A 25,073-nucleotide genomic window follows, 5' to 3' on the forward strand; every position below is an offset into this window, starting at 1 on the left:
GCACACGGCCGCTCGCAGCCGCGGTTATCTATTCATTGATGCGCCGGGCCAGGTTGTTGGCGCTTTCGATCAGCACCCGGCGGTAGTCGGCGTAATTGTTCTTGGCGTCGGCCCGTGGGGCGACGATGCACAGGGTGGCGATGGCCACGCCGCCGGGGTCTTTGACCGGGGCGGCGAAGCAGTGGGTGAAGGTGTCGGCAACGCTGTCGAAGGAGAAGAACCCATCGAGGCCGGCCTGGCGGATTTCCTTGAGGAATTGCTCCAGGGGCAAGCGCTCGCCGTCCGGCAAAATGAAGTCGTCGGGGTCGATCAGGTCGACGATCTGTTGGTCACTCAAATGCGCCAGCAGCAGGCGCCCGGACGCCGTCCACGGAATCGGCGCGTTTTCACCGATGTCCGATGAAATGCGGAAATGCCGCTCGCCTTCCTTCATCAGCGCGACGGTGTATTTGCGCCCGTTGAGCAGGCACATCTGCGCCGTTTCGTGGGTCTGGCGCACGATCTCCTGCAAGGCCTGGTCAGCCTCGCGACTCAGGTCGAAATGCCGCAGGTGCGCCTGCCCGAGGAAATACAAATGGCGGCCCAGGTAGACGTGACCGTCCTTGCCCACCGGCTCGAGGATGCGGCGCTCCAGCAGCGACGCCACCAGCTCATAGACCGTGGACTTGGGGCTGCCGATGCCACTGGCAATATCGTTCGGGCGCAGCGGCTGGCCGATTTCCTTGAGGAAATCGAGGATATCGAACGCCCGATCCAGTCCCCGGGCCCGGCGTTTGATGGTGTCTTCGGTCATGTCATTATTCCTGATCGTTCCCACGCTCTGCGTGGGCAATGCATCCCGTGACGCTCTGCGTCACATCGACAGAGGACGCGGAGCGTCCATGGCGGCATTCCCACGCAGAGCGTGGGAACGATCAATGATCACTTCTTCTTGTAGGCCACACAATCGATCTCGACCTTGCAATCGACCATCATGCTCGCCTGCACGCAAGCCCGGGCCGGGGCGTGTTCGGGGCTGAAGTACTCGCTGAACACCTTGTTGAAACTCCAGAAATCCCGCGGGTCATCCAGCCACACGCCGCAGCGCACCACATCCTTGAGCTCGTAACCGGCCTCTTCGAGGATCGCGATCAGGTTCTTCATGGTCTGGTGCGTCTGCTCGACGATCCCGCCGACGATGATCTCGCCGTTCACCGCCGGCACCTGACCGGACACATGCAACCAGCCATCGGCCTCCACGGCGCGAGCGAATGGCCGTGGCTGACCGCCGCCTGCGGAGCTGCCGGTGCCGTAGCGCGTAATGCTCATGGGTGTTTCTCCTTGCTTGGATAAATTAAAGATTCACTGAATTAAAAGCGGGTGTTCTTGAGAAATTCCGCCAACCGCGGCGATTGCGGCCGCTCGAATAATTCTTTCGGTGGCCCCTGCTCTTCGATGCGCCCCTGATTCATGAATACGATCTTGTCGGAGACCTCGAAGGCAAAGCGCATTTCGTGGGTCACCAGCAGCATGGTCATGCCGTCCTCGGCCAGGCCCTTGATCACGTTCAACACTTCACCCACCAGCTCCGGGTCCAAGGCCGAGGTGACTTCGTCGAACAGCATCAGGCTGGGGTTCATGGCAATCGCCCGGGCAATCGCCACGCGCTGCTGCTGGCCGCCAGACAACTGGCCGGGGAAGTGATTGCGCCGCTCCAGCAGGCCGACCCGCTCCAGCCATTTCTCGGCCAACGCCACCGCCTCGTCCTTGGGCAGTTTTTTCACTTTCAGCAGGCCCAGGGTGACGTTCTGCAACGCAGTCAGGTGCGGGAACAGGTTGAATTGCTGGAAGGCCATGCCGGTCATGGCCCGGTGCCGAGCGATGACCTTCTCGGGGTGGCGCACGCGCTTGCCGTCGATGTCGTCATAGCCGATGGATTCGCCGTCGAGCACAATCTGCCCGCCCTGGAATTCTTCCAGCATGTTGACGCAGCGCAACAGCGTGGTCTTGCCCGAACCGCTGGAGCCGATCAGCGTGACCACGTTGCCGCGCTGCATGCTCAGGTCCACGCCCTTGAGCACTTCCAATGGGCCGTATTGTTTGCGCAGGCCGCGAATGTCCAGCAACGGCTGGGTGTTGGAGTGCTCCGTATTGGAGAGATTCGAAACGTCAGTCATGGCAAGGCCACCCGCTTTTCAATGTGCCGCCCGAGCAATTCGATGGCGTAATTGATGATGAAAAAGAGAAACCCGGCGAACAGGTAAAACTCCAGGGTCATGAAGGTCCGGGCGATGATCTGCTGGGTGCTGAGCAGCAGTTCGGCGACGCCGATCACCGACAACAGGGTCGAGGCCTTGACGATCTCGGTAGAGGAATTGACCCAGGTCGGCAGGATCTGCCGCAACGCCTGGGGCAACAGCACATAGCCCAGCGACTGGTAGAACGTCAGGCCGATGGCCTGGCTCGCCTCCATCTGCCCGCGGGGCAGCGCCTGCAAGGCACCGCGCACGATCTCGGCCACATGAGAACCGCAGAACAGCGTCAGGCCCAGGACACCGGCCTGGAATGCGCCGATCTGCCAGCCCAGGGCCGGGGCCATGTAGAAGCAGGCCAGCACCAGCACGAACACCGGCGTGCCGCGGATCAGGTCGACGTAGAAGCGAAACGGCGCGCGCATCCAGGTCCGGCCATAGGTCAGCACCAGGCCGGCGACCAGGCCGATCAGCGTGCCCAACACAATCGCCAACAGCGAACACTGCACACTGGTCAGGAAACCGGCCCACAGGGTGTCCCGGGCGACCCATAACTCATGCAACCAACTGGGTGATTCGTACATGGGAGACTCCTAACGGCGGATCGCCAGGCGCTGCTCGAAATACCGCAGCACCATGGCAATGAGGTAACAGGCCGCGACATACAGGGCCGTGGTCACCAGCCAGGTTTCGATCACCCGGTAGCTCTCCACGTTGATCTTGCGGGCGTAATAGGTCAGCTCCGGCACGGCGATCGCCGCCGCCAGGGAGGTGTCCTTGAACAGCGAAATGAAGTTGTTCGACAAGGCCGGCAACACGTTGCGCAGCATCACCGGCACGGTGACGTAGGCCTTCACCTGCCACTCGCCCAGGCCGATGGCCAGCCCCGCTTCCCGCTGCCCCTTGTGAATGCTCATCAACCCACCGCGGAACACTTCGGTCAGGTAGGCCCCGGCGTACAACGAGAGGGTGATGACGAACGACGGCAGCTTGTCCAGGCGGATGCCCAGGCTCGGCAAGGCGAAGTAGATCAACAGGATCAGCACCAGGATCGGCGTATTGCGGATCACCGTGACATACACCGACGCCAGCACCCGCAGGACCCGGTGCTTGCTCAGCAGCGCGAACGCCATGGCCAGGCCGATCACGCAACCGATGGCGATCGACACCAGCGCCAGGGAAAGCCCCAGGCCCAGCCCCGCCAGCAAGGTGTCGAAATCGCGCCAGACGGCGGCAAAGTTCAACTGATAATTCATGGTTGGCAGTACCTTCGACGAAGCGCCCGCAAGGGGCGCCCCGGGCTCACAGGGTCATTTGAATTCAACGGGGAAACCAATCGCCGGCGACGGCAGCTCGACGCCGAACCACTGCTTGAACGACGCCGCATAGGTAGGAAATTCCACGCCGGTCATGGCTTCATGCAAGGTGGTGTTGACGAAGTTCAGCCAGTCCTGGTCGCCGCGCTTGACCGCACAGGCGTAGGTTTGCGGGCTCCAGGCATAGGCCGGGCTGCGGTAGCGCCCAGGGTTCTGCACCATCAGATACTTGACCGAGGATTGGTCGGTGGCGGCGGCATCGGCGCGGCCGGAGTTCACCGCCTGGTACATCAGGTCGACGCTGTCGTACTGGTCGACCTTGGCCTTGGGCAGCGCCTGGTGCACCAACTCTTCGGCGTAGACGTTCTGCAGCACCGCCACAGTGACGTCATCGCCCGCGGCCTTGAGGTCTTCGATTTCCTTGTACTTGCTGTTGGCCGGCAGCAGCAGGCCCACGCCTTCGCGGTAGTACGGCAGGGTGAACGCCACTTGCTGGGCGCGACTGGCGGTGACGGTGATGAACTGGCAGCTCATGTCGACCTTGTCGGTCAGCAGGTTGGGAATCCGCGCATCGGACGACTGCACCACGAACTCGACCTTCTCCGGGTCATTGAACAGACCCTTGGCAACCATGCGCGCGATATCGATATCAAAGCCCTGCAACTTGCCATCCGCTCCCTGGAAGTGCCACGGCGCATTGGTACTGCCCGTGCCCACGATCAATTTCCCCCGCTGCAGCACGCTGTCCAGCTTGCTGTCGGCCGCCTGAGCGACCCCCATGGCAGCCGTCGTGGCCGCGAAGAGAAAAACACACGCTTTGAACAAGGAAGGTCGGCGTTGCATGGCAAGCACTCCAGAATGAGTTTATTCCGCTATACCGGAACATGGTATGTAACAACGGAATAGACAGCAGAAAGTGTGCCACAGGCTTGATGCCCATGGGTGAGGAAAATGGAAATCTAAGGAAATCAGGGAGATGGGGAAAACAGACCTGCGGACGCTGGCGCCCGCATGTGAATGCTGTTGCTACCGTTAGCTACGACGCACGGGTAATAAGGCCCCAAACCGGGTACTCGCGCACCGAAACGGAGCCACTCTGGAGTTGTAAATGGATACCTGTGGGAGCGAGCTTGCTCACGATAGATATGGAGCAGTCAATGTTGATGTTGATGTTGATGTTGAATGACCTGACGCTATCGCGAGCAAGCTCGCTCCCACCATTGTTCGGCGGTGTGCCTGGTCTATTTGCGCTTGTAGCTCTTGCTGCCGCCAGGCGTGAGGCAATAGACCCCGCCCCGGGGACCGACGCAGTAATTGCCACTGCCGCATTGGCAACCGTCGGCGGACTTGAGCAGCGACTGCGGGCGCGCCTCGTTCCGAAGCCCCAGCACAGCGGAACAGGACTTCTTCGAAGCACTGATGGAGCCGTCATTGCACAGGAAGGTATCGCCGTCGCATCCGGCAATACCGCCCTTGCGCCCGGAACACGGTTGATTGGCGGCAAGGGCCGAGGTGCCCAGAGCCAACAACAGGATCGCGACACAGGTGCGAAGTAAAGCGGACGTTCCGTGACAGAGTTTCATGGCAGCTTCCTGGCTGATAGATGGCTCTATGCTATCACCCGATCATCTCCTGCGCCTAACGCCCGCAAAACCTCACCCTGGACAACATCCGCAAATCCCCCTCGCTGTAATAGTCATCACTCCAGCTGTCATCCACCGCCAGTGGCTTGACCTGTTTGAGGGCGAGTTTTTTCGCGAAGTAGCGAAAGCGGTAATGCTCATAGAAACGCAGCAGCTCCAGCCCGTAGCGGTCGGCCAGGTCGGTATTGCCCTGAATGATCAGGTAGTTCTCGTCGTTGCCGCTGCTGGCGGCGGCGCTGAGGTTGTGACTGCCGCTGAGGATGGTCGGCGTGTCGCTGGTAAAGTCGGTGACGATGGCTTTGGTGTGCACCAGTAGATTGCCCTTCTGACCTTTCATGTTTTCCCGCAGCCACCCTTCCAGACCGGTGTTGAGCAGCGCGGTGGCGGCGAATTCGGCAGTGCGGTCGGCATGGAAGCCGGTGATGCGGCTCTTGGTGTTTTGCAGGCCGTAACGCAGCACGTCATCATTGGGTTGGCCGAGCACGGCATCGAGAATCCGGTCGGGCAACACAAAGGCGGTGACGAACAACAGGTCCTTTCGCGCCCCTTTGATGATGTCGACAAAGCGATCCAGGTCGCCCTCCCCGGCGCGCGGCGAGAACCCGGCGAACAACGCCTCTTGCGGGGCCATGGCATTGTTCAGGGTCAGCCACTGGCGAGTGGCATCGACGTCCTGGGGCGTTGCCCAGATTTGCTCGAATACCTGGAGATAGCTGCCGCTGATCCGAGGGTCGTCCAGCACATGCACGACGTTGGCCTGGCGGTAGACACCGTTGGCGGTGAAGTTGGTGCTGCCGCACAGCACGGCTTCAGGTTGCAATGAGCCGCTGGCCTCCACCTTGCTCAGCACAATGAACTTGTTATGGAAAATGTTGTGGGTGATCCGCCCACGTTTGTTGGCCGCCGGCATGTTCTCGAGGCTGGCTTCGTTGCGCGCCGTGGTGTCGTCTCCCGGCTCGGCGTGATACAGCACCCGCACCTGGGCGCCGCGAGCGTGAGCGGCAGTCACCGCGTCGACGATCATCGGCAATTCGTATTCATAGATGGCGACATCAAGGGCCCAGTTGGCATCCAACGCCCGGTCGATGAAACCGGTCAAGCGCCCCAGCAAGCCGTTTTCCAACCAGCGACGTGGTGCGTCGGGCCAGTCATCGATGGACAGGTGCTTGTTGGCATCGAGCAGCGCGTCCACTTCGGGAAACTTGCGCTGGAACGCCTGGCTGGCGGCCACGGCACGGTTGAAGATGACCCGCTGGTCGGCCGGCTGCCCGTCGTCGCTGGTGATGGTGACGGCCAGGGATTCGCCCAATTGCGGTGAATCGGGGCTGCCATAGGCCAGGTGCACGCGGTAGCGGATCGTCACGCCGGGGTTGACGGCGTAGTCGGCCCAGCGAAATTTCTGCAGGGGTGCCTTGTCACTGGGGGTGGCGTGGAACTGGGGAAAGGTGTGGGCCTTGTCGGGGAACGTCAGGCTGTTGAACAGGAACAGCCAGGGCTTGTCCCCCTGCTGTTTCTCGATGGCAAAACCCAGCAAGCCCTTGCGCCGGGGTTCGGCCAGGTCCATGGCGAGCAGCACGCCGTTGGTGCCGGCATAGGCCTTGACCCGAAAATCGTCCTGGGGGTTGGTGACGAGTACGCGCATGGTTCACTCCTGTGAAGGGCTGCCTGAGCATAGTGCAGCGATACGGGTCAGGAGGGGATGCCATCGCGAGCAGGCTCGCTCCCACAGGGGTCCGGGGTTCGTCATTCATGTGTTTACAAAACAGTGGACTGACCCAAAATGTTCTTCAACAACGGCTGCACATCCAACTAATATCTGCTTGAAAACCTGCTCCGTATGCTGAGAAGGCGCAAGGTTCAACAACTCTGCCGTTTGACGATGAAGCTTGTTGATGTCTGGGCTGTCAGCGCTTCTGCCACACAGATGGCAACCGGTTTAGTTGCGCAAGATGAGATGTCCGGACGTACATATATCGCAAATTGTAACTCCATCGATAAGCAGGAGATAACAATCTAGCGTTTCGCTCAATGCTTTGATCGAGCGCTGATTATCCAGCGTGAGACCCCCGACTGCGTTGAAAATGAAGACGAGATGATCTTATATCGATAACTACCCAATCCACTTAACAACGCCTCGCGATTCATCAGGTTGGACGCCATAAAATAAAGACAACCCGTTGAAGTCAAGTGCTGTGGCGCCTCAGTTAGAAAACGAGTCAACAAATCGCCATTGGGGTCACATAATGCGATTTCAGCTTCGTGCTCTACAGTTTTGTCGAATAAAGGCGGATTAAATAGGATAGTGTCGAAGCGCATGCCTTTCAGATTTGAGAATAAATCACTCAAGATTACTCTCCCCGGTATACCAATACGGCGGAGATTTTCGGTTGTGCTCAAGATTGAGGCATTTGAAATATCGGCCAGAATCAGATCCATCCCTTGGCGATAGAGAGAGATTCCGACAAAACCACTGCCACACCCCAAGTCCAACACGGTTCTCCCCATGTTTTCGTTCAAAAGTGCGTCAACCAAAAGGCTGGAGGATAGTCCGACCCCGGGATGGTACACATTTGGCGGAAGAAATAGCTCGACGCCGCCTATTGAGGCGGCAGGTTGCGGCTTGGCTAGATTGGCAACGTGTTGCGCATGGCTCGAAAACGTACTCGGCCCGATTTCAATCCAGTCCATTGGAAAAATTCGGGGATAGATTTTTGTTGATTCAATTGTATCTTCGAGCATTGCCAACTCCCTTGGTTTGTATTGACTCAAGGTGAGTGGTAACAAATCCGTTGGGGTTCCAATAACTCAACTGACTGCCGCCGTTTGGCAAACCAAAACAGCGAGTTGGCCGCGCCCACCCCGTCTATTGCAGCAGGATGGCCTGCTATCGCGGTAAAGCAGTAGCCACCAGCAAACGACATTGGCGTTGATACCATGCCTCATCGCAATGGCCGCCACGGAAACATCGGACTGCTCGCGCACTCTTGGACTTGACCCGAAAGTCATCCTGGGCATTGGTGACGCGCATGATTCACGCCTGTAAGGGGCTGCCTGAGCATAGTGCAGTGATGCGGGTCAGGTGGACAGGTCATTGGAACCGAGGAGATGCCATCGCGAGCAGGCTCGCTCCCACAGGGGACCGGGGTGCTGATCACTCATGTATTCACAAAACAGTGTGGGAGCGAGCTTGCTCGCGATGGGGCCCTGACAGTCACAGAACCTTTCAGTCAGCCTCATCGATATGCCGATACTCAGCCTGCAACTGCCCCGCCAACTGCCGGGCCCGGCCCAGGCGAATCGGGCCGCGCTCGATGTCGACCAACAGGCACGGGCAATCCAGGGAGGGCAGTGACAGTCCCTCCTTGACTCGCCCGTCGGTCATCACCAACACCCGCTGTTGCTCCGCCGGGAAGCGCTTGCACCGGGCCGTCAACCAGCGTCCGGCCTCGTTCAGCGCCGCCAGCAACGGTGTACCGCCGCCGGCACCGAGTCCATCGAGCCAATCCCGCAGCCCGGCTGAGGCCTTGAGCCCTTGCACCTGCCAAGTCGGGACGGTACCGCTGGCGGTCAACAGCGCCAAGCGAGCGCGTTGCCGGTAGGCGTCGTCGAACAGTTGCGCCAACAAGCCTTTGCCGTCACTCAAGGCGCGATGACGACGGGTCGAGGCCGACGCATCGACGATGACCAGCCACAGCACATGAGGCGCCCGATGCCGAGCGTGCCAGCGCAAGTCTGCATGCCGGTGTGGCCGGCCATTGAGCAATGTTCCCGGCCAGTTCACCGCACCGCTGGCCGCGGCTTTGCTCCGACCCTGGCGTCCCTGCTCCAACTGTCCTGCACGGGGCCTGGCATTCGCCCCCGCCGTTGAACGAGGGCGAATGCCTAGGGCTTTTTTGGCCAGCTCGGCACGTCACGTCGGGCACCGGTCGGCAGTGCCCGGGCCGGCAGGTCGCCCCACTGGCCTTGGCCTTCGTTGGGCTTGGCCGTTTCATTCGCAGCCGTTTGCGGCGCCTGGGACGACGCCGGTGCCGAATGCCCGCGCCGCCGGTGCCGCAAGGCAAATTCGGCGACCGCATCGATGTCCTCATCGGCAATCCCAGCAGCGTCGCGCCAGGCCGCATGGGCCCGGGCCGCCCGCAGCCAGACCAGGTCGGCGCGCAGGCCATCGACCCCGGCGGCAAAACAGCGCTCGGTGATCTGCGCCAGCGCCGCATCATCCAAGGCGATCCCGGCCAAACGGTCACGCGCCCGCTGGCAGCGTTCACGCAACTGCTGCTGGGCCGTCTCCCACTCCGCGCAGAAGGCCAGCGGGTCACTGTCGAAATCCAACCGCCGGCGAATGATCTGACCACGTTCAGCCGGTGCAGTGTGACCGTCGAGGGCGACGTTCAGGCCAAAACGGTCGAGCAATTGCGGGCGCAGCTCGCCCTCTTCCGGGTTCATGGTGCCGATCAGCACAAAGCGCGCCGGATGCCGATGGGAAATGCCGTCGCGCTCGATCAGGTTGGTGCCACTGGCGGCCACATCCAGCAGCAGGTCCACCAGGTGATCGGGCAGCAGGTTCACTTCATCGACATACAGCACGCCACCGTCGGCCTTGGCCAGCACGCCGGGAGAAAACTGCGCGCGCCCCTCCCCCAGGGCCACATCCAGATCGAGGGTGCCCACCAGCCGCTCTTCGGTGGCACCGAGGGGCAAGGTGACGAACTGACCGCTGGCCAGCAGGTCCGCCAGGCCTCGTGCCAAGGTGGACTTGGCCATGCCCCGCGGGCCTTCGATCAGCACACCGCCGATTTTCGGATCGATCGCGGCCAGGCACAGGGCCAGTTTCAGGTCATCGGCGCCGACCACGGCGGAGAGCGGGAAATGGGGTTGGGTCATGGTGAATGTCTCATGAATGTGCGACGTTCCTGTTGTCCTCATTTCAGCCATCCTCCTCAATGTCCAACAACAAATTCTCCAGGGCTTCGCGATAGTCGCCCGGCGCCTGCCACATCCCCCGCTGCTGCGCTTCGAGCATGCGCTCGGTCATGTCCCGCAGGGCGCCGGGGTTGTGCTGGCGGACGAAGTCCCGGGTGTCCGGATCGAGCAGGTAGGCATCGGCCAGCAAAGCGTACTGGTGATCGTCGATCAGCTGCGTGGTGGCGTCGAACGCGAACAGGTTGTCCACCGTCGCCGCCAGCTCGAACGCGCCTTTATAGCCATGCCGCTTCACGCCGTCGATCCACTTCGGATTGGCCGCGCGGGAACGGATGACGCGGTTGAGTTCTTCCTTCAGGGTACGGATCCTGGGCAAGTCCGGCTGGCTGTGATCGCCATGATAGCTGGCCGCGGCCTGCCCGCTGAGGGTCTCCACCGCCGCCAGCATGCCGCCCTGAAATTGGTAGTAATCGTTGGAGTCGAGCAGGTCGTGCTCGCGGTTGTCCTGGTTCTGCAACACCGCCTGCACCTGGCTCAAGCGCCGGGAGAACTGCTCCCGGGCGGCGGTGCCTTCATCGCTACCGCCGTAAGCGTAGCCGCCCCAGTTCAGGTACACCTCGGCCAAATCCTCGCGGCTTTGCCACAAACGACCGTCGATCGCACCCTGCACACCCGCGCCATAGGCACCGGGCTTGGCACCGAAGATCCGCCAGCCGGCCTGGCGCGCCGCCGCTTCCGGCTCCAGGCCCGACGCCAACAAGGCTTCGCGTTCGCCACGGACCTTGGCCGCCAGAGGGTTCATGTCGTCCGGTTCATCGAGGGCGGCGACGGCCTGCACCGCTGCATCGAACAGCCGGATCAGGTTGGCAAAGGCGTCCCGGAAGAACCCGGACACCCGCAGCGCGACATCGACCCGCGGCCGGTCCAGCAGGCTCAACGGCAGGATCTCGAAATCATCGACCCGCTGGCTGCCGGTGGCCCACACCGGACGCACGCCCATCAGGGCCATGGCCTGGGCGATGTCGTCGCCGCCAGTGCGCATGGTGGCGGTGCCCCACACCGACAGGCCGAGCTGGCGCAGGTGATCGCCGTGGTCCTGCAAGTGCCGCTCGAGGATCAGGTTCGCCGACTGGAAACCGATGCGCCACGCCGTGGTGGTGGGCAGGTTGCGCACATCCACGGAGAAGAAATTGCGCCCGGTGGGCAACACGTCCAGACGTCCGCGACTCGGCGCACCGCTGGGGCCGGCCGGCACGAAGCGCCCGCTCAAGGCATCGAGCAGGCCACGGATTTCCGCCGGCCCGCAGGCGTCCAGGCGCGGAGCCACGACAGTGCGCAGGTTTTCGATGATGCCGCCCACCGTCTCCCAACCCGGCGCATTGAGCTGCTCGACCACACCGTCCAGTGCCTGCTCGATCAACTGCGCGGCGAACAACTCCAGGCGCTCGCGGGTATCGCCGGCGGTGCGCCAAGGCTCGTCGCTGACCCGAAGCAAGGCCTCGGGACAGTCGCCAGTCCAAGGCTCGGCCAAGGCACAATCCAGCGGATCGAAACCCAGCCCGAACGCCTTGGCCAGCGCCCGCAACACGCTCGACTGCGCGCCTTTGCCATCGCCCCGGGGAATGCGCAGCAACGCCAACAACGTGTCGATGCGCAGCCGCCCGCTGGGCGACTCACCAAAGATGTGCAAACCGTCACGGATCTGCGACTCCTTCAAGTCGCACAGGTACGTGTCCAGGCGTGGCAGCCAGATCGCGGCGTCAGCATCGCTGTCGAGGCCGGCATCCAGTTGCAGCTCGCGGTCGATGTGAGTCTCGCGCACCAGGTTGAGGATGTCCCGTTGCAGTTCCCGGGCGCGACGCGGATCGAGCAATTGCGCCTCGTAGTATTCATCCGCCAACAACTCGAGGTTACGCAGCGGCCCGTAGGTTTCGGCCCGGGTCAGCGGCGGCATCAAGTGATCGATGATCACCGCCTGGGTGCGACGCTTGGCCTGGGCGCCCTCGCCCGGGTCGTTGACGATGAACGGATAGATATTCGGCAGTGGCCCCAACAGCACGTCCGGCCAGCAATTTTCCGAGAGCCCGACACCTTTGCCCGGCAGCCATTCGAGGTTGCCGTGCTTGCCGACGTGGATCACTCCGTGGACGCCGTAGGTGTGGCGCAACCAGAAATAAAACGCCAGGTAACCGTGGGGCGGCACCAGGTCCGGGTCGTGGTACACCGCGCTCGGGTCGACCTGATAACCGCGGGCCGGCTGGATGCCGACGAAGGTCAGGCCCAGGCGCAGGCCGGCGACCATCAGGCGGCCGTCGCGGAACATCGGGTCCTGCTCGGGCGAGCCCCAGCGCGCCAGCACCGCTTGGCGATTGGCTTCGGGCAGCGCGTCGAACAGGGCCAGGTAGGCATCCAGGGCCAGGCTCTGGTGGCATGGCCGCAGGTCGAGGCTGTCCAGGTCGTTGCTGACGCCGCCGAGCAATTGCCGGATCAACGCAGTGCCGCTCGCCGGCAGTTCGGCCGGCAGTGGATAGCCCTCGGCCTGCAAGGCCCGCAGGATATTCAAGGCCGCCGCCGGCGTATCCAGGCCGACGCCGTTGCCGATGCGTCCGTCCCGGGTCGGGTAGTTGGCGAGGATCAGCGCCACACGCTTCTGCCCATTGGGCAGGCGCGCCAGGGTGGTCCAACGTCGGGCCAGCTCGGCGACAAAATCCATGCGTTCGGGTACGGCGCGGTAGCAGACCACGTCGCTCTGGCTGCGCTCACTGCGCCAGGCCAGATCCTTGAAACTGATGGGGCGGCTGATGATCCGGCCATCCAGCTCCGGCAAGGCAATATGCATCGCCAGGTCTCGCGGACCCAGGCCCTGCTCGTTGGCACGCCAGCCCGGTTCGTTGTCCTGGGCGCAGATCGCCTGGATCACCGGGATGTTGCGGCGGAATGGCCGCAGGTGCGGCGCCTCAGGGCTGGATTGAGCGAAGCCGGTGGTATTGAGGATCACCCCGGCCTCCACCTCGTCCAGCCAGTCTTCGACCAGCGCCAGGCAACCGGGCTCCTTGAGGCTCGCCACGGCAATGGGCAACGGGTTGAGCCCCGCCGCTTGCAGGCGCTGACAAAACACGTCAATGAACGCAGTGTTCGCCGCTTGCAAGTGGGAGCGATAGAACAACACCGCCGCCACCGGTTGTCCGGCCTGCCAGTCGGCTTGCCAATCGTCGAGGCTGGCGTTGGTTTTTCCGGGATGGTAGATCGCCGTGCGCGGCAGGACTTGCGGTTCGGCCCAGGGATAATCGCGGCCGAACCATTGACTGCCGAGGTTGTGAAACAGGTCCAGGGCATTGCCCAGGCCGCCCTGGCGCAAGAACTGCCAGAGCCGGTCGCGGTCCTCGACGGGCACGTTGCTCAGGTCGCTGAGTTCCGGGTCCGGTCGATCATCCCCCGGCACCAGGATCAGCTTCACCCCGCGCCCGGCCAGGTCCATCAGGCGCTCGATGCCGTAGCGCCAATAGCCAATGCCGCCGTGCAGCGACAGCAGGATAACTTTGGCGTGGCGCAGCACGTCTTCGAAATACAGATCCACCGAGGCGTGGTTCTGCACCTGCATCGGATTGGCGAGGCGAAACTCCGGATAATCGCCCGGTAGCTGCTTCGCCGCTTCGGCCAGCAGCGCCAGGCTGGAGTCGCCGCTGCACAGGATCACCAGCTCGGCGGGGGTTTGCCCCAGGTCGGCAATGTTGTCATCCGACACGAAACCGCCGGGCTGGGTCCTGAGCAGGTGCATGGCTTAGACGCTGAGGGCGGCGCGCAACTGCGCTTCAAGCAATGCGGCATCGAGCCCCTGGCCGATCAGCACCAGACGGGTGACCCGCGCTTCCTCGACGCCCCACTGGCGGTCGAAATGTTTGTCGAAACGCGTGCCAACGCCTTGGATCAGCAGGCGCATCGGCTTGTTCGGGATCGCCGCGAAACCCTTGACCCGCAGTACACCGTGCTGGACCACCAGTTGCGTCAGCGCGTCCAGCAACAGGCTTTCGTCGGCCTGGGGCAGCTCGATGGAGATGGAGTCGAAGGCGTCGTGATCGTGATCGTCATCGTCGCCATCGTGGTGATGGTCGTGATGGCTGTGGCGGCCGTCGATGTGTTCTTCGGAACCGGCGCCCAGGCCGATCAACACGTCCAGCGGCAGGCGACCGCTGCTGGCTTCGATGACCTTGACCGCCGGCGGCAGCTCTTCGGCGACTTCCAGGCGAACCTTGGCCAGGTCTTCAGGGCTGATCAGGTCGGCTTTGTTGAGGATCACCAGATCGGCGCTGGCCAACTGATCGGCGAACAGCTCGTGCAACGGCGACTCGTGATCCAGGTTCGGGTCGAGTTTGCGCTGGGCATCGACCTGGTCGGGGAAGGCGGCGAAGGTGCCGGCGGCCACGGCGGGGCTGTCGACCACGGTAATCACGGCATCGACCGTGCAGGCGCTGCGGATTTCCGGCCATTGGAAAGCCTGGACCAGCGGCTTGGGCAAGGCCAGGCCGGAGGTTTCGATCAGGATATGGTCGAGGTCGCCACGCCGGGCCACCAGCTCGCGCATCACCGGGAAGAACTCTTCCTGCACCGTGCAGCACAGGCAGCCGTTGGCCAGTTCGTAGACGCGGCCGTTGGCTTCTTCTTCGGTACAACCGATGGAGCACTGCTTGAGGATCTCGCCGTCGATGCCCAGTTCGCCGAACTCGTTGACGATCACGGCGATGCGCCGGCCCTGTGCGTTGTCGAGCATGTGCCGCAGCAAGGTGGTCTTACCCGAACCGAGGAAGCCGGTGACGATGGTGACGGGGAGTTTGGCCAGTGTTTTCATCGGATGCCCTTTGGCAAGGTGGCGGGCAAACGGGACGACAACCGCGGGCACAGGTGTGCACGGAAGATTTCGCCACCGGATCACCCCGCCCGGTTGTAGTGAGAATCTGTCTCGAGGCAGGTCTCCTGGCTGACGGCGGGCCAGTCTTGCGACTGGCAATGGCTGCGCCTTCCCGTGCGCCGTTGGTAAAAAGGGCATGCACAGTGGCCTTGCAGAAACCTCACCGTTCACAGTTGCGGGGGCAGCCGCGGCTTGGACCGCGTTCCCTTCTTAGCTTCGGCGCAGGCCGAAGAACCTCGAAGGCGCAAGGCTACGCAGGGTGTGGGGGCGGGTCAATCTCTGCCGCAGATTCAAGCGCAACTCACACTGTGGGAGCATGGCTTGCCCGCGATAAACGATAACGCGGCTTACCCGCTGGGAACGCGTCGCCTGGATCGCGAGCAAGCTTTGCTCCCACAGGTCTCCACATCAGATCCTACCCCTGCCAATTGACGCCCCGCCCCCACCCATGCTCTCCTGTGCGCCTAGTTACGGGTGCCCTTCACAGGGTGAAACGGGAAACCGGTGAATCGTGTGCTTTACTTCAAAGCCACGTCAGTCCGGTGCTGCCCCCGCAACGGTAAGCGAGCGAAGCGTCTGAACCACTGTGTCCCCGGACATGGGAAGGTGACGCTTGCAGGCAAGGCTCAGCCCCTGCCCCTCGCGAGCCCGGAGACCGGCCCATGACTCAAGCATCAACAAACCCGCGGTGGGCGGGCGCTGTTCGAACCCTGGCGGTCTTTCGCCCGGGGTCTCATTGCGCTCGCATCCCCACGGAACAAAAACAGAGGGAAGCGCCATGTCGACCATCAGCAGCACCGCCCGCACCGCCAGCAGCACCACCACCCTGAGCCAACGCCTGAGCGCCGCGATCCTGGCTTCGATCCTGGGCGCGGGGCTGGTCTATTTCGCCGGTTTCTCCCACATCGAAGCGGTGCACAACGCTGCCCACGATACCCGCCACAGCGCTGCCTTCCCCTGCCACTGAGAACCGACGACATGATCAAGCGTATCGCGCAGACCGCCGGTTTCAGCGGCTTGCTGGCCGCCCTGCTGCTGACCCTGTTGCAGAGTTTCTGGGTATCGCCGCTGATTCTCCAGGCGGAAACCTTCGAGAAGGCCCCGGCGACCGAGGTCCATGAGCACACCGACGGTGTGGCCCACACCCATGATGCCGAGGCCTGGGAACCGGAAGACGGCTGGCAGCGCGTGCTGTCCACCACCGGCGGTAACCTGGTGGTGGCCGTGGGTTTTGCCCTGATGCTGGCGGGCCTGTACACCTTGCGGGCACCGACTCGCACTTCCCAGGGTCTGCTCTGGGGCCTGGCCGGTTATGCCACTTTCGTCCTGGCACCCACCCTCGGCCTGCCCCCGGAGTTGCCCGGCACCGCAGCGGCCGACCTGGCCCAGCGGCAGATGTGGTGGATCGGCACCGCGGCCTCGACGGCGGTGGGCATTGCCCTGATCGTCTTCGGCCGGCATTGGCTGCTCAAGCTGCTGGGCGTGGCGACGTTGCTGGTGCCCCACGTCATCGGTGCGCCACAGCCCGAAGTCCACTCGATGCTGGCGCCCGAAGCGCTGGAAAGCCAGTTCAAGATCGCCTCGCAGGTGACCAACATCGCCTTCTGGCTGGCCCTGGGCCTGATCAGCGCCTGGCTGTTTCGCCGTGACGGTCAAGCCCACCACGACGCATGAACACTGGGGCGATGCTGGTGATCGGCCTCGGTTGCCAGCGCGGTTGCCCGGCCAGCACGCTGCGGGCCTTGCTCGAACAGACGTTGTCGGCCCACGGCATCGCACTTCACCAGGTACGGGCCCTGGCCAGTATCGACCTCAAGCGTGACGAGCCCGGGCTGCTGGAACTGGCCGGGCAACTGGCCCTGCCGCTGACCTGCTTCAGTGCCGAACAGCTGGCCGGTTACGAGCGACGGCTCAGCCATCGTTCCGAGATCGCCTTCGAGCGAACCGGTTGCTACGGCATCGCCGAAAGCGCCGCCCTGGCCTTGGCCGACCAATTGGGCACGACGCCCGCAACGCTGCTGATTCCCCGCCAGAGAGGCCCCATGAGCACGTTGGCGTTGGCGGTCGTGGCGTAAATCCCGATAATCGGCGTCCAGGATCATGAGCGATCTTCATCTGGGCCACGCTCACCCACCTTCCACAGGAGCCGGTCATGACCGTGTACTTCATCGGCGCCGGCCCCGGCGACCCAGACCTCATCACGGTCAAAGGCCAGCGATTGATCCGCCAGTGCGCGGTGATCATCTACGCCGGCTCGCTGGTGCCGACCGCCGTCCTCGAAGGCCATTGTGCCGAACAGGTGATCAACAGCGCCGAGTTGCACCTGGAACAGATCATCGAATTGATCAGCAGCGCCCATTTCAAGGGCCAGGACGTGGCCCGGGTGCACTCCGGCGACCCGAGCCTGTACGGCGCCATTGGCGAACAGATTCGTTGTCTGCGGGAACTGGACATCCCTTTCGAAATCATCCCGGGCGTGACCGCGACCTCAGCCTGCGCCGCCCTGCTGGGTGCCGAACTGACCTTGCCGGACATCTCCCAGAGCCTGATCCTCACCCGTTACGCCGATAAATCCCCGATGCCCGCTGGGGAAGAACTGGGCAACCTGGCACAGCACGGGACGACCATGGCGATTCACCTGGGGGTCAATCACCTGGAAAAGATCGTCGACGAACTGCTGCCCCACTACGGCGCCGACTGCCCGATTGCGGTGATCCACCGGGCGACGTGGCCGGATCAGGATTGGGTGATGGGGACGCTGGCAGATATTGCCGAAAAGGTGCAGGCCAAGGGTTTCCGCCGAACGGCGTTGATCCTGGTGGGGCGTGTGCTGGGCAATGACGTGTTCAGCGAATCGTCGCTGTACCGCGCCGGACATGCGCATCTCTACCGACCCTGACTCGCCAGAGAATCCACCTGGATCCCCCTATAGGGGCGAACCAGTGGGAGCAAGGCTTGCCCGCGAAGGCGTCGCCTCGGTCTATCAACTACACCGAGGTGTTTGCATCGCGGGCAAGCCTTGCTCCCACAAGCTCGCTCCTACAGGTTACGAACTGATCGCAAGACGGTATCGCCACAATCAGTAGTAGGCGTTTTCTTTCTGCGTATGGTCGGTCACGTCGCGCACGCCCTTGAGCTCTGGAATGCGCTCGAGCAAGGTGCGCTCGATGCCTTCCTTCAAGGTCACGTCAGCCTGGCCGCAGCCCTGGCAGCCGCCGCCGAACTGGAGCACGGCGATGCCGTCTTCCACCACGTCGATCAGCGAAACCTGGCCGCCGTGGCTGGCCAGCCCCGGGTTGATTTCGGTTTGCAGGTAGTAATTGATGCGCTCGTTGACCGGGCTGTCGGCATTGACCATCGGCACCTTGGCGTTCGGTGCCTTGATGGTCAGCTGGCCGCCCATGCGGTCGGTGGCATAGTCGACCACCGCATCGTCCAGGAAGGCTTCGCTGAACGAGTCGATGTAGGCGGTGAAGCTCTTGAGCCCCAACGCGGTGTCTTCGGGTTTTTCTTCTCCCGGCTTGCAGTAGGCAATGCACGTCTCTGCGTACTGGGTGCCGGGCTGGGTGATGAAGATGCGGATCCCGATCCCCGGGGTGTTCTGCTTGGACAGCAGGTCGGCCAGGTAATCGTGGGCGGCATCGGTAATGGTAATGGCGGTCATGGAAACTCCTCGCAGGCTTGCCGGCAGTTTACGCCAATCATCGCGCCGGACAAAGTCCTAGTATTTTTGTCAGGAAAGCGTCCGACGGCAGGGAGTTTGCCGCCGGACAGGCCGATCAGAGGTTCTGGTAGCGATTCATGTCCAGCACACCGCTTTCCACAGGCTCCGTTTCCTGGATGTACTGGCTCAAGTCATGGAAGTAATACCAGAACTGCGGGTGACTGCGGCGAATCCCCCAGCGCTCGACGATCCGCTCGAACGCCGGCTCATCCTGGGCTCGTTCCATGGCCTCGACGAAGGCCGGCACTTGCCCGGCCGGAATGTTGAACATGAAGTTCGGATAGCTGCTGAGCACGCCCGGATAGACCGTCAGCGTGTCCAGCCCCGGCTGGTAGCGCGTCTCCTCGCCCAGCAGGAACGCCACGTTGCTGTGGGCCCGGTTGCGCAGCAGGCTGTAGACCTCACGGTGGCCGCTGGCGGTTTCGATGCGCAACAGGGTCGCTTCCGGCAGTTGGTCGATCACCTTGAGCCCCGCCGCTGGGCGCGACACCAGCCGACTGAGGGCCTGTTCGGCGTTTTGCAGCGCCGGGTCGATGTTCGGGCGCGAGCAGTAGGCACCGTCGCAGCGGTTGATCGGATCGGGGTGCGCGTTCAGCTCGCCATAACGGGCCAGCAGTTGCCGGGCGAAATCACCCTTGGGGTCGCGTTCGTCAAGCTTGAGGGCGGTCGGCTTGTCATTGTCGATGGCCTCATAATCGAGCCACATCTTGAATTTGCCACCGGCCTGGTACCAGTCGTCGAGGTAGCCTTCCCGGGAGTCGGCCGGCATCAGGCGCAGGAAGTTCTGTTCCGCACCGTTGCGGATCAAATCGAAATACAACCGGGTCTGGGCCTGGTGGGAGACGTTGCCGAACACGTCGAAATTCACGGCCAACTGATAATAGGTACGCTCCAGCAACGGGAAGTCGAACAGCCACATCGTCTGCGGCACCTCCCCGATCAGCCCCTTGGTGACCGACGCGCTGTCGAAATGCCGGAAAATGCTCAGCAGCGCGTTGTCGTTGCCGGCCCACAGCGTCGACCAGCTCGGAGCCGGCAGTTCGGCATAGTTGTCGCGGCGCAAGGCCTCGTACTCGTTGCGCTTGTCACGGTAATCGAGCCACAGGCTGAGGACGCTGCCCACGTCGTCGTTCTGCCCCGGCATCGCCAGCAGCGGCGTGGCCTGGCCGCGGTAGTTCGGGTCAGTGATGTACAGGTCGTGTTCGGGGGCCTGGAACAGCGCCCAGAAATTGTCGCGGATCACGTCCGTGGCGATCTGGCCCCGGCATACCGGCCCGCGAATGAACGTCCGCACGAAATACTCGGCGTTATCGAGCATGAATTGGTAGCGGGCCTGGGCCGGGATCGCTTCAAAGGTGGAAAACGGGTTGGCCCGGCGCTCCGGACCGTAGCCCGGCAACGCGGTGACCTGCCACTTGCCGCTGTAGAACAGGCTCTTGATCCGCGCCATCTTCGCCGCGCTCAAGCCGTAGGTGATGTGGGTCTTGTGCACGATCACCCCTTGCACCGGCCAGAGCCGATAATAGACGCGGGTGCCGGGATCGTCGTTCGGGCGGCGGGTGTTGATCAGGTCGATGGGCTGCCCGGTGGGCGTACGCGAACGCACCCATTGGAAGAAATGCCCCGGCTCGCCGTCCTTGAAATAGATATGCGCCAGGAACCAGTGCTCGAACAACCAGCGCCCCACCAGGCTTTCCCGGGCACCTGGGGCGTTGAGCAGGTTTTCCCATTGCACCACTTGCAAGGCTTCGGCGGCACTCGGGGCCAAGGCCTGCTGGTCGATGGGGGCGCCAGCGGCCAGCCAGCGCTGCAGGGTCTGGTATTGCTGGTCGGTCAGACCAGTGACTGCCAGCGGCATGCCTTCGCGGGGATGCGCAGCGGCGTATTCGTCGAACTGCCCCGGCACCGGGCAGGTGTTGTCACGGTTGAGCCCAAGCACGATGTCTTCCGGCAATTTGGCGTTGGGCTGCAATGGCGTACGGTGCCCCAGTTCCAGCATCCGCGCCATCAACGCCGCCTGGCTGCCTTGGGCGTCGAGCACCGAATAGAAGCCTTTGCGCTGCCAGGCGCGCTGGCCGGAGGCGTCGTAGAACAAGCGCGTCGGCTCGGCCGCCTGGCGTCGCTCGCCGTCATACACCGAGAGCTTGCTCGCGCCCCGGGCCACGCCTTCGCCACTGCCCAGGTTCAATTGGCAGGCGGAGTCGTAACAGGCATGACATGCCACGCATTTTTCCGTGAAGATCGGCTGAATATCGCGGGTGTAGGACAGCGCTGGGACGGGATCCCTGGCCACTGCATTGAAAGACAACAGCAGCAACAGACTGCCGAAGAAGACGCGGTACGGCATGTCTCGGGTCCTGAAGGAGAATCCGGCGATTCTACCGGGCCAGCATTGCCTTGCAAACATGAGCGATATTCATGCAAAAGCCCCTCATGATCAAATCCTGCGCAGGTTTGCTATCATCCCGACCTTCGTAATGGTCTTTTTTTTCCAGGTAGTCCTATGTCCGATCGCAGCGCTCGCCTTTATCTTCTCCAGCAAGCCCTCAAGGAACGCATCCTGATCCTCGACGGCGGCATGGGCACGATGATCCAGAGCTACAAGCTGGAAGAACAGGACTACCGCGGCAAGCGTTTTGCCGACTGGCCGAGCGACGTCAAGGGCAACAACGATTTGCTGGTGCTCAGCCGTCCCGACGTGATCGCTGCCATCGAAAAAGCCTACCTGGATGCCGGCGCCGATATCCTGGAAACCAACACCTTCAACGCCACCCAGGTGTCCCAGGCCGACTACGGCATGCAGGGCCTGGCCTACGAGCTGAACCTGGAAGGCGCGCGCCTGGCCCGCCAGGTGGCCGACGCCAAGACCCTGGAGACCCCGGACAAGCCGCGCTTCGTCGCCGGCGTGCTCGGCCCGACCAGCCGTACCTGCTCGCTGTCGCCGGACGTGAACAACCCCGGCTACCGCAACGTGACCTTCGACGAACTGGTGGAGAACTACACCGAAGCCACCAAGGGCCTGATCGAAGGCGGCGCCGACCTGATCCTGATCGAGACCATCTTCGACACGCTGAACGCCAAGGCGGCGATCTTCGCCGTGCAAGGGGTCTACGAAGAACTGGGCGTCGAACTGCCGATCATGATCTCCGGCACCATCACCGACGCCTCCGGCCGCACCCTCTCCGGCCAGACCACCGAAGCTTTCTGGAACTCGGTGGCCCACGCCAAGCCGATCTCCGTGGGCCTGAACTGCGCCCTTGGTGCCAGCGAACTGCGCCCGTACCTGGAAGAGCTGTCGAACAAGGCCAGCACCCACGTATCGGCCCACCCCAACGCCGGCCTGCCCAACGAGTTCGGCGAATACGACGAACTGCCGGCCGAGACGGCCAAGGTCATCGAAGAGTTTGCCCAGAGCGGCTTCCTGAACATTGTCGGCGGTTGCTGCGGCACCACCCCGGCGCACATCGAAGCCATCGCCAAGGCCGTGGCCGGCTACGCGCCGCGGCAGATTCCAGAGATCCCGAGGGCTTGCCGCCTGTCGGGCCTGGAACCGTTCACCATCGATCGCAGCTCCTTGTTCGTCAACGTCGGCGAGCGGACCAACATCACCGGTTCCGCCAAGTTCGCCCGGTTGATTCGCGAAGACAACTACACCGAAGCGTTGGAAGTGGCCCTGCAGCAGGTCGAGGCCGGCGCCCAGGTGATCGACATCAACATGGACGAGGGCATGCTCGATTCGAAGAAGGCCATGGTGACCTTCCTCAATCTGATTGCCGGCGAACCGGACATTTCCCGCGTGCCGATCATGATCGACTCCTCCAAGTGGGAAGTGATCGAAGCCGGCCTCAAGTGCATCCAGGGCAAGGGCATCGTCAACTCCATCAGCATGAAGGAAGGCGTCGAGCAGTTCATCCACCACGCCAAGCTGTGCAAGCGCTACGGCGCCGCCGTGGTGGTGATGGCCTTCGACGAAGCCGGACAGGCCGACACCGAGGCGCGCAAGAAGGAAATCTGCAAGCGCTCCTACGACATCCTGGTCAATGAAGTCGGCTTCCCGCCGGAAGACATCATCTTCGACCCGAACATCTTCGCCGTCGCCACCGGTATCGAAGAGCACAACAACTATGCCGTGGACTTCATCAACGCCTGTGCCTACATCCGCGACGAACTGCCGTACGCGTTGACCTCGGGTGGCGTGTCCAACGTGTCGTTCTCGTTCCGTGGCAACAACCCGGTGCGCGAGGCGATCCACTCGGTGTTCCTGCTGTATGCGATCCGCGCGGGCCTGACCATGGGCATCGTCAACGCCGGCCAACTGGAAATCTACGACCAGATCCCGGTGGAACTGCGTGACGCCGTGGAGGACGTGATCCTCAACCGCACTCCCGAAGGCACCGACGCCCTGCTCGCCATCGCCGACAAGTACAAGGGCGACGGCAGCGTCAAGGAAGCGGAAACCGAGGAATGGCGCGGCTGGGAAGTGAACAAGCGCCTGGAGCATGCGCTGGTCAAGGGCATCACCACCCACATCGTCGAAGACACCGAAGAGTCGCGACTGTCGTTCGCCCGGCCGATCGAGGTCATTGAAGGCCCGCTGATGGCCGGCATGAACATCGTCGGCGACCTGTTTGGTGCCGGCAAAATGTTCCTGCCCCAAGTGGTCAAGTCCGCCCGCGTGATGAAGCAGGCCGTGGCCCACCTGATTCCGTTCATCGAGGCGGAAAAAGGCGACAAGCCGGAGGCCAAGGGCAAGATCCTGATGGCCACGGTCAAGGGCGATGTCCACGACATCGGCAAGAACATCGTCGGCGTGGTGCTCGGTTGCAACGGCTATGACATCGTCGACCTGGGCGTGATGGTGCCAGCGGAGAAGATCCTGCAGGTGGCCAAGGAGCAGAAATGCGACATCATCGGCCTGTCCGGCCTGATCACCCCGTCCCTGGATGAGATGGTGCATGTGGCGCGGGAGATGCAGCGCCAGGACTTCCATCTGCCGCTGATGATCGGTGGCGCCACCACCTCCAAGGCCCACACGGCGGTGAAGATCGAGCCCAAGTACAGCAACGACGCGGTGATCTACGTCACCGACGCCTCCCGCGCCGTGGGCGTGGCGACCCAGTTGCTGTCCAAGGAACTCAAGCCGGCGTTCGTCGAGAAAACCCGCCAGGACTACATCGAAGTACGCGAGCGCACGGCCAACCGCAGCGCCCGCACCGAGCGCCTGAGCTACCCCGCCGCCGTGGCCAAGAAGCCACAGTTCGACTGGAGCAGCTACCAGCCGGTCAAGCCGACTTTCACTGGCGCCAAGGTACTGGATAACATCGACCTGAACGTCCTGGCCGAATACATCGACTGGACACCGTTCTTCATCTCCTGGGACCTGGCCGGCAAATACCCGCGCATCCTCACCGACGAAGTGGTCGGCGAAGCCGCCACCGCGCTGTACGCCGATGCCCGGGCGATGCTGCGCAAGCTGATCGACGAGAAACTCATCAGCGCCCGCGCCGTGTTCGGCTTCTGGCCGGCCAACCAGGTGCATGACGACGATCTGGAAGTCTACGGCGACGATGGCAAGCCACTGGCGCGCCTGCATCACTTGCGCCAGCAGATCATCAAGACCGACGGCAAGCCGAACTTTTCCCTGGCCGACTTCGTCGCGCCCAAGGACAGCGGTGTGACCGACTACGTCGGCGGCTTCATTACCACCGCCGGCATCGGCGCCGAAGAAGTTGCCAAGGCCTATCAGGAGGCGGGCGACGACTACAACTCGATCATGGTCAAGGCCTTGGCCGATCGCCTGGCCGAAGCCTGCGCCGAATGGCTGCACCAGCAGGTGCGCAAGGAATACTGGGGTTATGCCCGGGACGAGAGCCTGGACAACGAGGCGCTGATCAAGGAGCAGTACACCGGCATCCGCCCTGCCCCCGGCTACCCGGCCTGCCCGGATCACACCGAGAAGGCCACCTTGTTCCGCCTGCTCGACCCCGAAGCCAGCGAACTGAAAGCCGGCCGCAGCGGCGTGTTCCTCACCGAACACTACGCCATGTTCCCGGCGGCGGCGGTCAGCGGCTGGTATTTCGCCCATCCCCAGGCGCAATACTTCGCCGTGGGCAAGATCGACAAGGACCAGGTCCAGAGCTACACCGCGCGTAAAGGCCAGGACTTGAGTGTGACGGAGCGTTGGCTGGCGCCGAACCTGGGTTACGACAACTAAGCGCCCTTAAAATAAGCGCCCTTAAAAGATCGCAGGCTTCGCCAGTTCCTACAGGGTTTTGTGTGTTCCCGTAGGCGTCGGCGAAGCCTGCGATCCTTTTTTGTCTATGCTTGTCCCAC

At 62.7% G+C, this 25,073-nt stretch carries 20 protein-coding genes and 2 riboswitches; of the genes, 5 read left to right on the forward strand and 15 right to left on the reverse strand.

All coding sequences use genetic code 11. The features are described 5' to 3' along the window. Positions 1-28: 28 nt before the first annotated feature. From BM321_RS07750 to cobW, 13 genes are all read right to left on the reverse strand, one after another. A complete protein-coding gene (locus BM321_RS07750) occupies positions 29-793 on the reverse strand; it encodes an IclR family transcriptional regulator (protein WP_092327516.1) in 765 nt (254 codons plus the stop codon). A gap of 128 nt (positions 794-921) precedes the next feature. Continuing rightward, on the reverse strand, positions 922-1,308 hold the full coding sequence (locus BM321_RS07755) for a RidA family protein (RefSeq protein WP_025214537.1): 387 nt from the start codon (positions 1,306-1,308) through the stop codon (positions 922-924). A 41-nt stretch (positions 1,309-1,349) separates the two neighbouring features. Beyond that, complete coding sequence (locus BM321_RS07760; RefSeq protein WP_092327512.1) at positions 1,350-2,156, reverse strand: amino acid ABC transporter ATP-binding protein; 807 nt, start codon at positions 2,154-2,156, stop codon at positions 1,350-1,352. Beyond that, a complete protein-coding gene (locus tag BM321_RS07765) occupies positions 2,153-2,815 on the reverse strand; it encodes an amino acid ABC transporter permease (RefSeq protein WP_028236639.1) in 663 nt (220 codons plus the stop codon). Before BM321_RS07765 ends, BM321_RS07760 begins: the two co-directional genes overlap by 4 nt. Before the next feature lie 9 nt (positions 2,816-2,824). After that, a complete protein-coding gene (locus tag BM321_RS07770) occupies positions 2,825-3,487 on the reverse strand; it encodes an amino acid ABC transporter permease (RefSeq protein ID WP_092327511.1) in 663 nt (220 codons plus the stop codon). Positions 3,488-3,541: 54 nt separating this feature from the next. Next, positions 3,542-4,390, reverse strand: coding sequence for a transporter substrate-binding domain-containing protein (locus BM321_RS07775; protein ID WP_060738109.1), 849 nt, complete (start codon positions 4,388-4,390; stop codon positions 3,542-3,544). A gap of 398 nt (positions 4,391-4,788) precedes the next feature. Beyond that, positions 4,789-5,130 (reverse strand): YdcA family protein, encoded by a 342-nt coding sequence (locus BM321_RS07780; protein WP_092442104.1) that lies wholly within the window; start codon positions 5,128-5,130, stop codon positions 4,789-4,791. A gap of 55 nt (positions 5,131-5,185) precedes the next feature. Continuing rightward, complete coding sequence (locus tag BM321_RS07785) at positions 5,186-6,832, reverse strand: phospholipase D-like domain-containing protein (protein WP_092442105.1); 1,647 nt, start codon at positions 6,830-6,832, stop codon at positions 5,186-5,188. A 383-nt stretch (positions 6,833-7,215) separates the two neighbouring features. Next, on the reverse strand, positions 7,216-7,929 hold the full coding sequence (locus BM321_RS07790) for a methyltransferase (protein WP_092442106.1): 714 nt from the start codon (positions 7,927-7,929) through the stop codon (positions 7,216-7,218). Positions 7,930-8,413: 484 nt separating this feature from the next. Next, positions 8,414-8,971 (reverse strand): vWA domain-containing protein, encoded by a 558-nt coding sequence (locus BM321_RS07795; protein WP_092442174.1) that lies wholly within the window; start codon positions 8,969-8,971, stop codon positions 8,414-8,416. 101 nt (positions 8,972-9,072) lie between these two features. Next, positions 9,073-10,071: a magnesium chelatase ATPase subunit I gene (locus tag BM321_RS07800; protein WP_092442107.1), complete on the reverse strand. Its 999-nt coding sequence runs from the start codon at positions 10,069-10,071 to the stop codon at positions 9,073-9,075. 43 nt (positions 10,072-10,114) lie between these two features. Then, a complete protein-coding gene (gene cobN / locus BM321_RS07805) occupies positions 10,115-13,888 on the reverse strand; it encodes a cobaltochelatase subunit CobN (protein ID WP_092442108.1) in 3,774 nt (1,257 codons plus the stop codon). Positions 13,889-13,891: 3 nt separating this feature from the next. Beyond that, the gene (gene cobW / locus BM321_RS07810) at positions 13,892-14,956 is read right to left on the reverse strand and encodes a cobalamin biosynthesis protein CobW (protein WP_092442109.1); all 1,065 of its coding nucleotides are present in this window, start codon (positions 14,954-14,956) and stop codon (positions 13,892-13,894) included. 97 nt (positions 14,957-15,053) lie between these two features. Next, a riboswitch (cobalamin riboswitch) is annotated at positions 15,054-15,270 on the reverse strand. 201 nt (positions 15,271-15,471) lie between these two features. Further along, positions 15,472-15,695: riboswitch (cobalamin riboswitch) on the forward strand. Positions 15,696-15,794: 99 nt separating this feature from the next. Between cobW and BM321_RS07815 the strand changes: the two genes are divergently transcribed. The 4 genes from BM321_RS07815 to cobM all read left to right on the forward strand — a co-directional run bounded on the left by BM321_RS07815 (position 15,795) and on the right by cobM (position 17,915). Then, positions 15,795-15,983: a CbtB domain-containing protein gene (locus BM321_RS07815; protein WP_014338677.1), complete on the forward strand. Its 189-nt coding sequence runs from the start codon at positions 15,795-15,797 to the stop codon at positions 15,981-15,983. Positions 15,984-15,994: 11 nt separating this feature from the next. Further along, on the forward strand, positions 15,995-16,690 hold the full coding sequence (locus BM321_RS07820) for a CbtA family protein (RefSeq protein ID WP_092442110.1): 696 nt from the start codon (positions 15,995-15,997) through the stop codon (positions 16,688-16,690). Continuing rightward, positions 16,687-17,091, forward strand: coding sequence for a cobalamin biosynthesis protein (locus BM321_RS07825; protein ID WP_092327495.1), 405 nt, complete (start codon positions 16,687-16,689; stop codon positions 17,089-17,091). Before BM321_RS07820 ends, BM321_RS07825 begins: the two co-directional genes overlap by 4 nt. A 77-nt stretch (positions 17,092-17,168) precedes the next feature. Then, entirely contained in the window at positions 17,169-17,915 is a 747-nt protein-coding gene (gene cobM / locus BM321_RS07830) for a precorrin-4 C(11)-methyltransferase (RefSeq protein ID WP_092442111.1), read from the forward strand. Between the two features lie 180 nt (positions 17,916-18,095). On the opposite strand, the gene nfuA is transcribed toward cobM, so the two are convergent. Together nfuA and BM321_RS07840 are read right to left on the reverse strand one after the other, a co-directional pair. Beyond that, positions 18,096-18,680 carry a Fe-S biogenesis protein NfuA gene (gene nfuA / locus BM321_RS07835; RefSeq protein ID WP_003182850.1) on the reverse strand — a complete coding sequence of 195 codons (585 nt, stop codon included), beginning with the start codon at positions 18,678-18,680 and terminating at the stop codon, positions 18,096-18,098. Between the two features lie 115 nt (positions 18,681-18,795). Continuing rightward, entirely contained in the window at positions 18,796-21,087 is a 2,292-nt protein-coding gene (locus tag BM321_RS07840; protein ID WP_092442112.1) for a fatty acid cis/trans isomerase, read from the reverse strand. 156 nt (positions 21,088-21,243) lie between these two features. Between BM321_RS07840 and metH the strand changes: the two genes are divergently transcribed. After that, entirely contained in the window at positions 21,244-24,954 is a 3,711-nt protein-coding gene (gene metH / locus BM321_RS07845) for a methionine synthase (RefSeq protein WP_092442113.1), read from the forward strand. The last annotated feature ends 119 nt before the right edge of the window (positions 24,955-25,073 follow it).

The sequence above is a fragment of the Pseudomonas sp. NFIX10 genome (assembly GCF_900111955.1).
Classification (GTDB): Bacteria; Pseudomonadota; Gammaproteobacteria; order Pseudomonadales; family Pseudomonadaceae; genus Aquipseudomonas; species Aquipseudomonas fluorescens_AA.

What these genes read in the sequence shown, in the direction of transcription:
- BM321_RS07750 (WP_092327516.1), bottom strand. Translation starts at nt 793, where the DNA reads ATGACCGAAGACACCATCAAACGCCGGGCCCGGGGACTGGATCGGGCG.
- BM321_RS07755 (WP_025214537.1), bottom strand. Translation starts at nt 1,308, where the DNA reads ATGAGCATTACGCGCTACGGCACCGGCAGCTCCGCAGGCGGCGGTCAG.
- BM321_RS07760 (WP_092327512.1), bottom strand. Translation starts at nt 2,156, where the DNA reads ATGACTGACGTTTCGAATCTCTCCAATACGGAGCACTCCAACACCCAG.
- BM321_RS07765 (WP_028236639.1), bottom strand. Translation starts at nt 2,815, where the DNA reads ATGTACGAATCACCCAGTTGGTTGCATGAGTTATGGGTCGCCCGGGAC.
- BM321_RS07770 (WP_092327511.1), bottom strand. Translation starts at nt 3,487, where the DNA reads ATGAATTATCAGTTGAACTTTGCCGCCGTCTGGCGCGATTTCGACACC.
- BM321_RS07775 (WP_060738109.1), bottom strand. Translation starts at nt 4,390, where the DNA reads ATGCAACGCCGACCTTCCTTGTTCAAAGCGTGTGTTTTTCTCTTCGCG.
- BM321_RS07780 (WP_092442104.1), bottom strand. Translation starts at nt 5,130, where the DNA reads ATGAAACTCTGTCACGGAACGTCCGCTTTACTTCGCACCTGTGTCGCG.
- BM321_RS07785 (WP_092442105.1), bottom strand. Translation starts at nt 6,832, where the DNA reads ATGCGCGTACTCGTCACCAACCCCCAGGACGATTTTCGGGTCAAGGCC.
- BM321_RS07790 (WP_092442106.1), bottom strand. Translation starts at nt 7,929, where the DNA reads ATGCTCGAAGATACAATTGAATCAACAAAAATCTATCCCCGAATTTTT.
- BM321_RS07800 (WP_092442107.1), bottom strand. Translation starts at nt 10,071, where the DNA reads ATGACCCAACCCCATTTCCCGCTCTCCGCCGTGGTCGGCGCCGATGAC.
- cobN (WP_092442108.1), bottom strand. Translation starts at nt 13,888, where the DNA reads ATGCACCTGCTCAGGACCCAGCCCGGCGGTTTCGTGTCGGATGACAAC.
- cobW (WP_092442109.1), bottom strand. Translation starts at nt 14,956, where the DNA reads ATGAAAACACTGGCCAAACTCCCCGTCACCATCGTCACCGGCTTCCTC.
- BM321_RS07815 (WP_014338677.1), top strand. Translation starts at nt 15,795, where the DNA reads ATGTCGACCATCAGCAGCACCGCCCGCACCGCCAGCAGCACCACCACC.
- BM321_RS07820 (WP_092442110.1), top strand. Translation starts at nt 15,995, where the DNA reads ATGATCAAGCGTATCGCGCAGACCGCCGGTTTCAGCGGCTTGCTGGCC.
- BM321_RS07825 (WP_092327495.1), top strand. Translation starts at nt 16,687, where the DNA reads ATGAACACTGGGGCGATGCTGGTGATCGGCCTCGGTTGCCAGCGCGGT.
- cobM (WP_092442111.1), top strand. Translation starts at nt 17,169, where the DNA reads ATGACCGTGTACTTCATCGGCGCCGGCCCCGGCGACCCAGACCTCATC.
- nfuA (WP_003182850.1), bottom strand. Translation starts at nt 18,680, where the DNA reads ATGACCGCCATTACCATTACCGATGCCGCCCACGATTACCTGGCCGAC.
- BM321_RS07840 (WP_092442112.1), bottom strand. Translation starts at nt 21,087, where the DNA reads ATGCCGTACCGCGTCTTCTTCGGCAGTCTGTTGCTGCTGTTGTCTTTC.
- metH (WP_092442113.1), top strand. Translation starts at nt 21,244, where the DNA reads ATGTCCGATCGCAGCGCTCGCCTTTATCTTCTCCAGCAAGCCCTCAAG.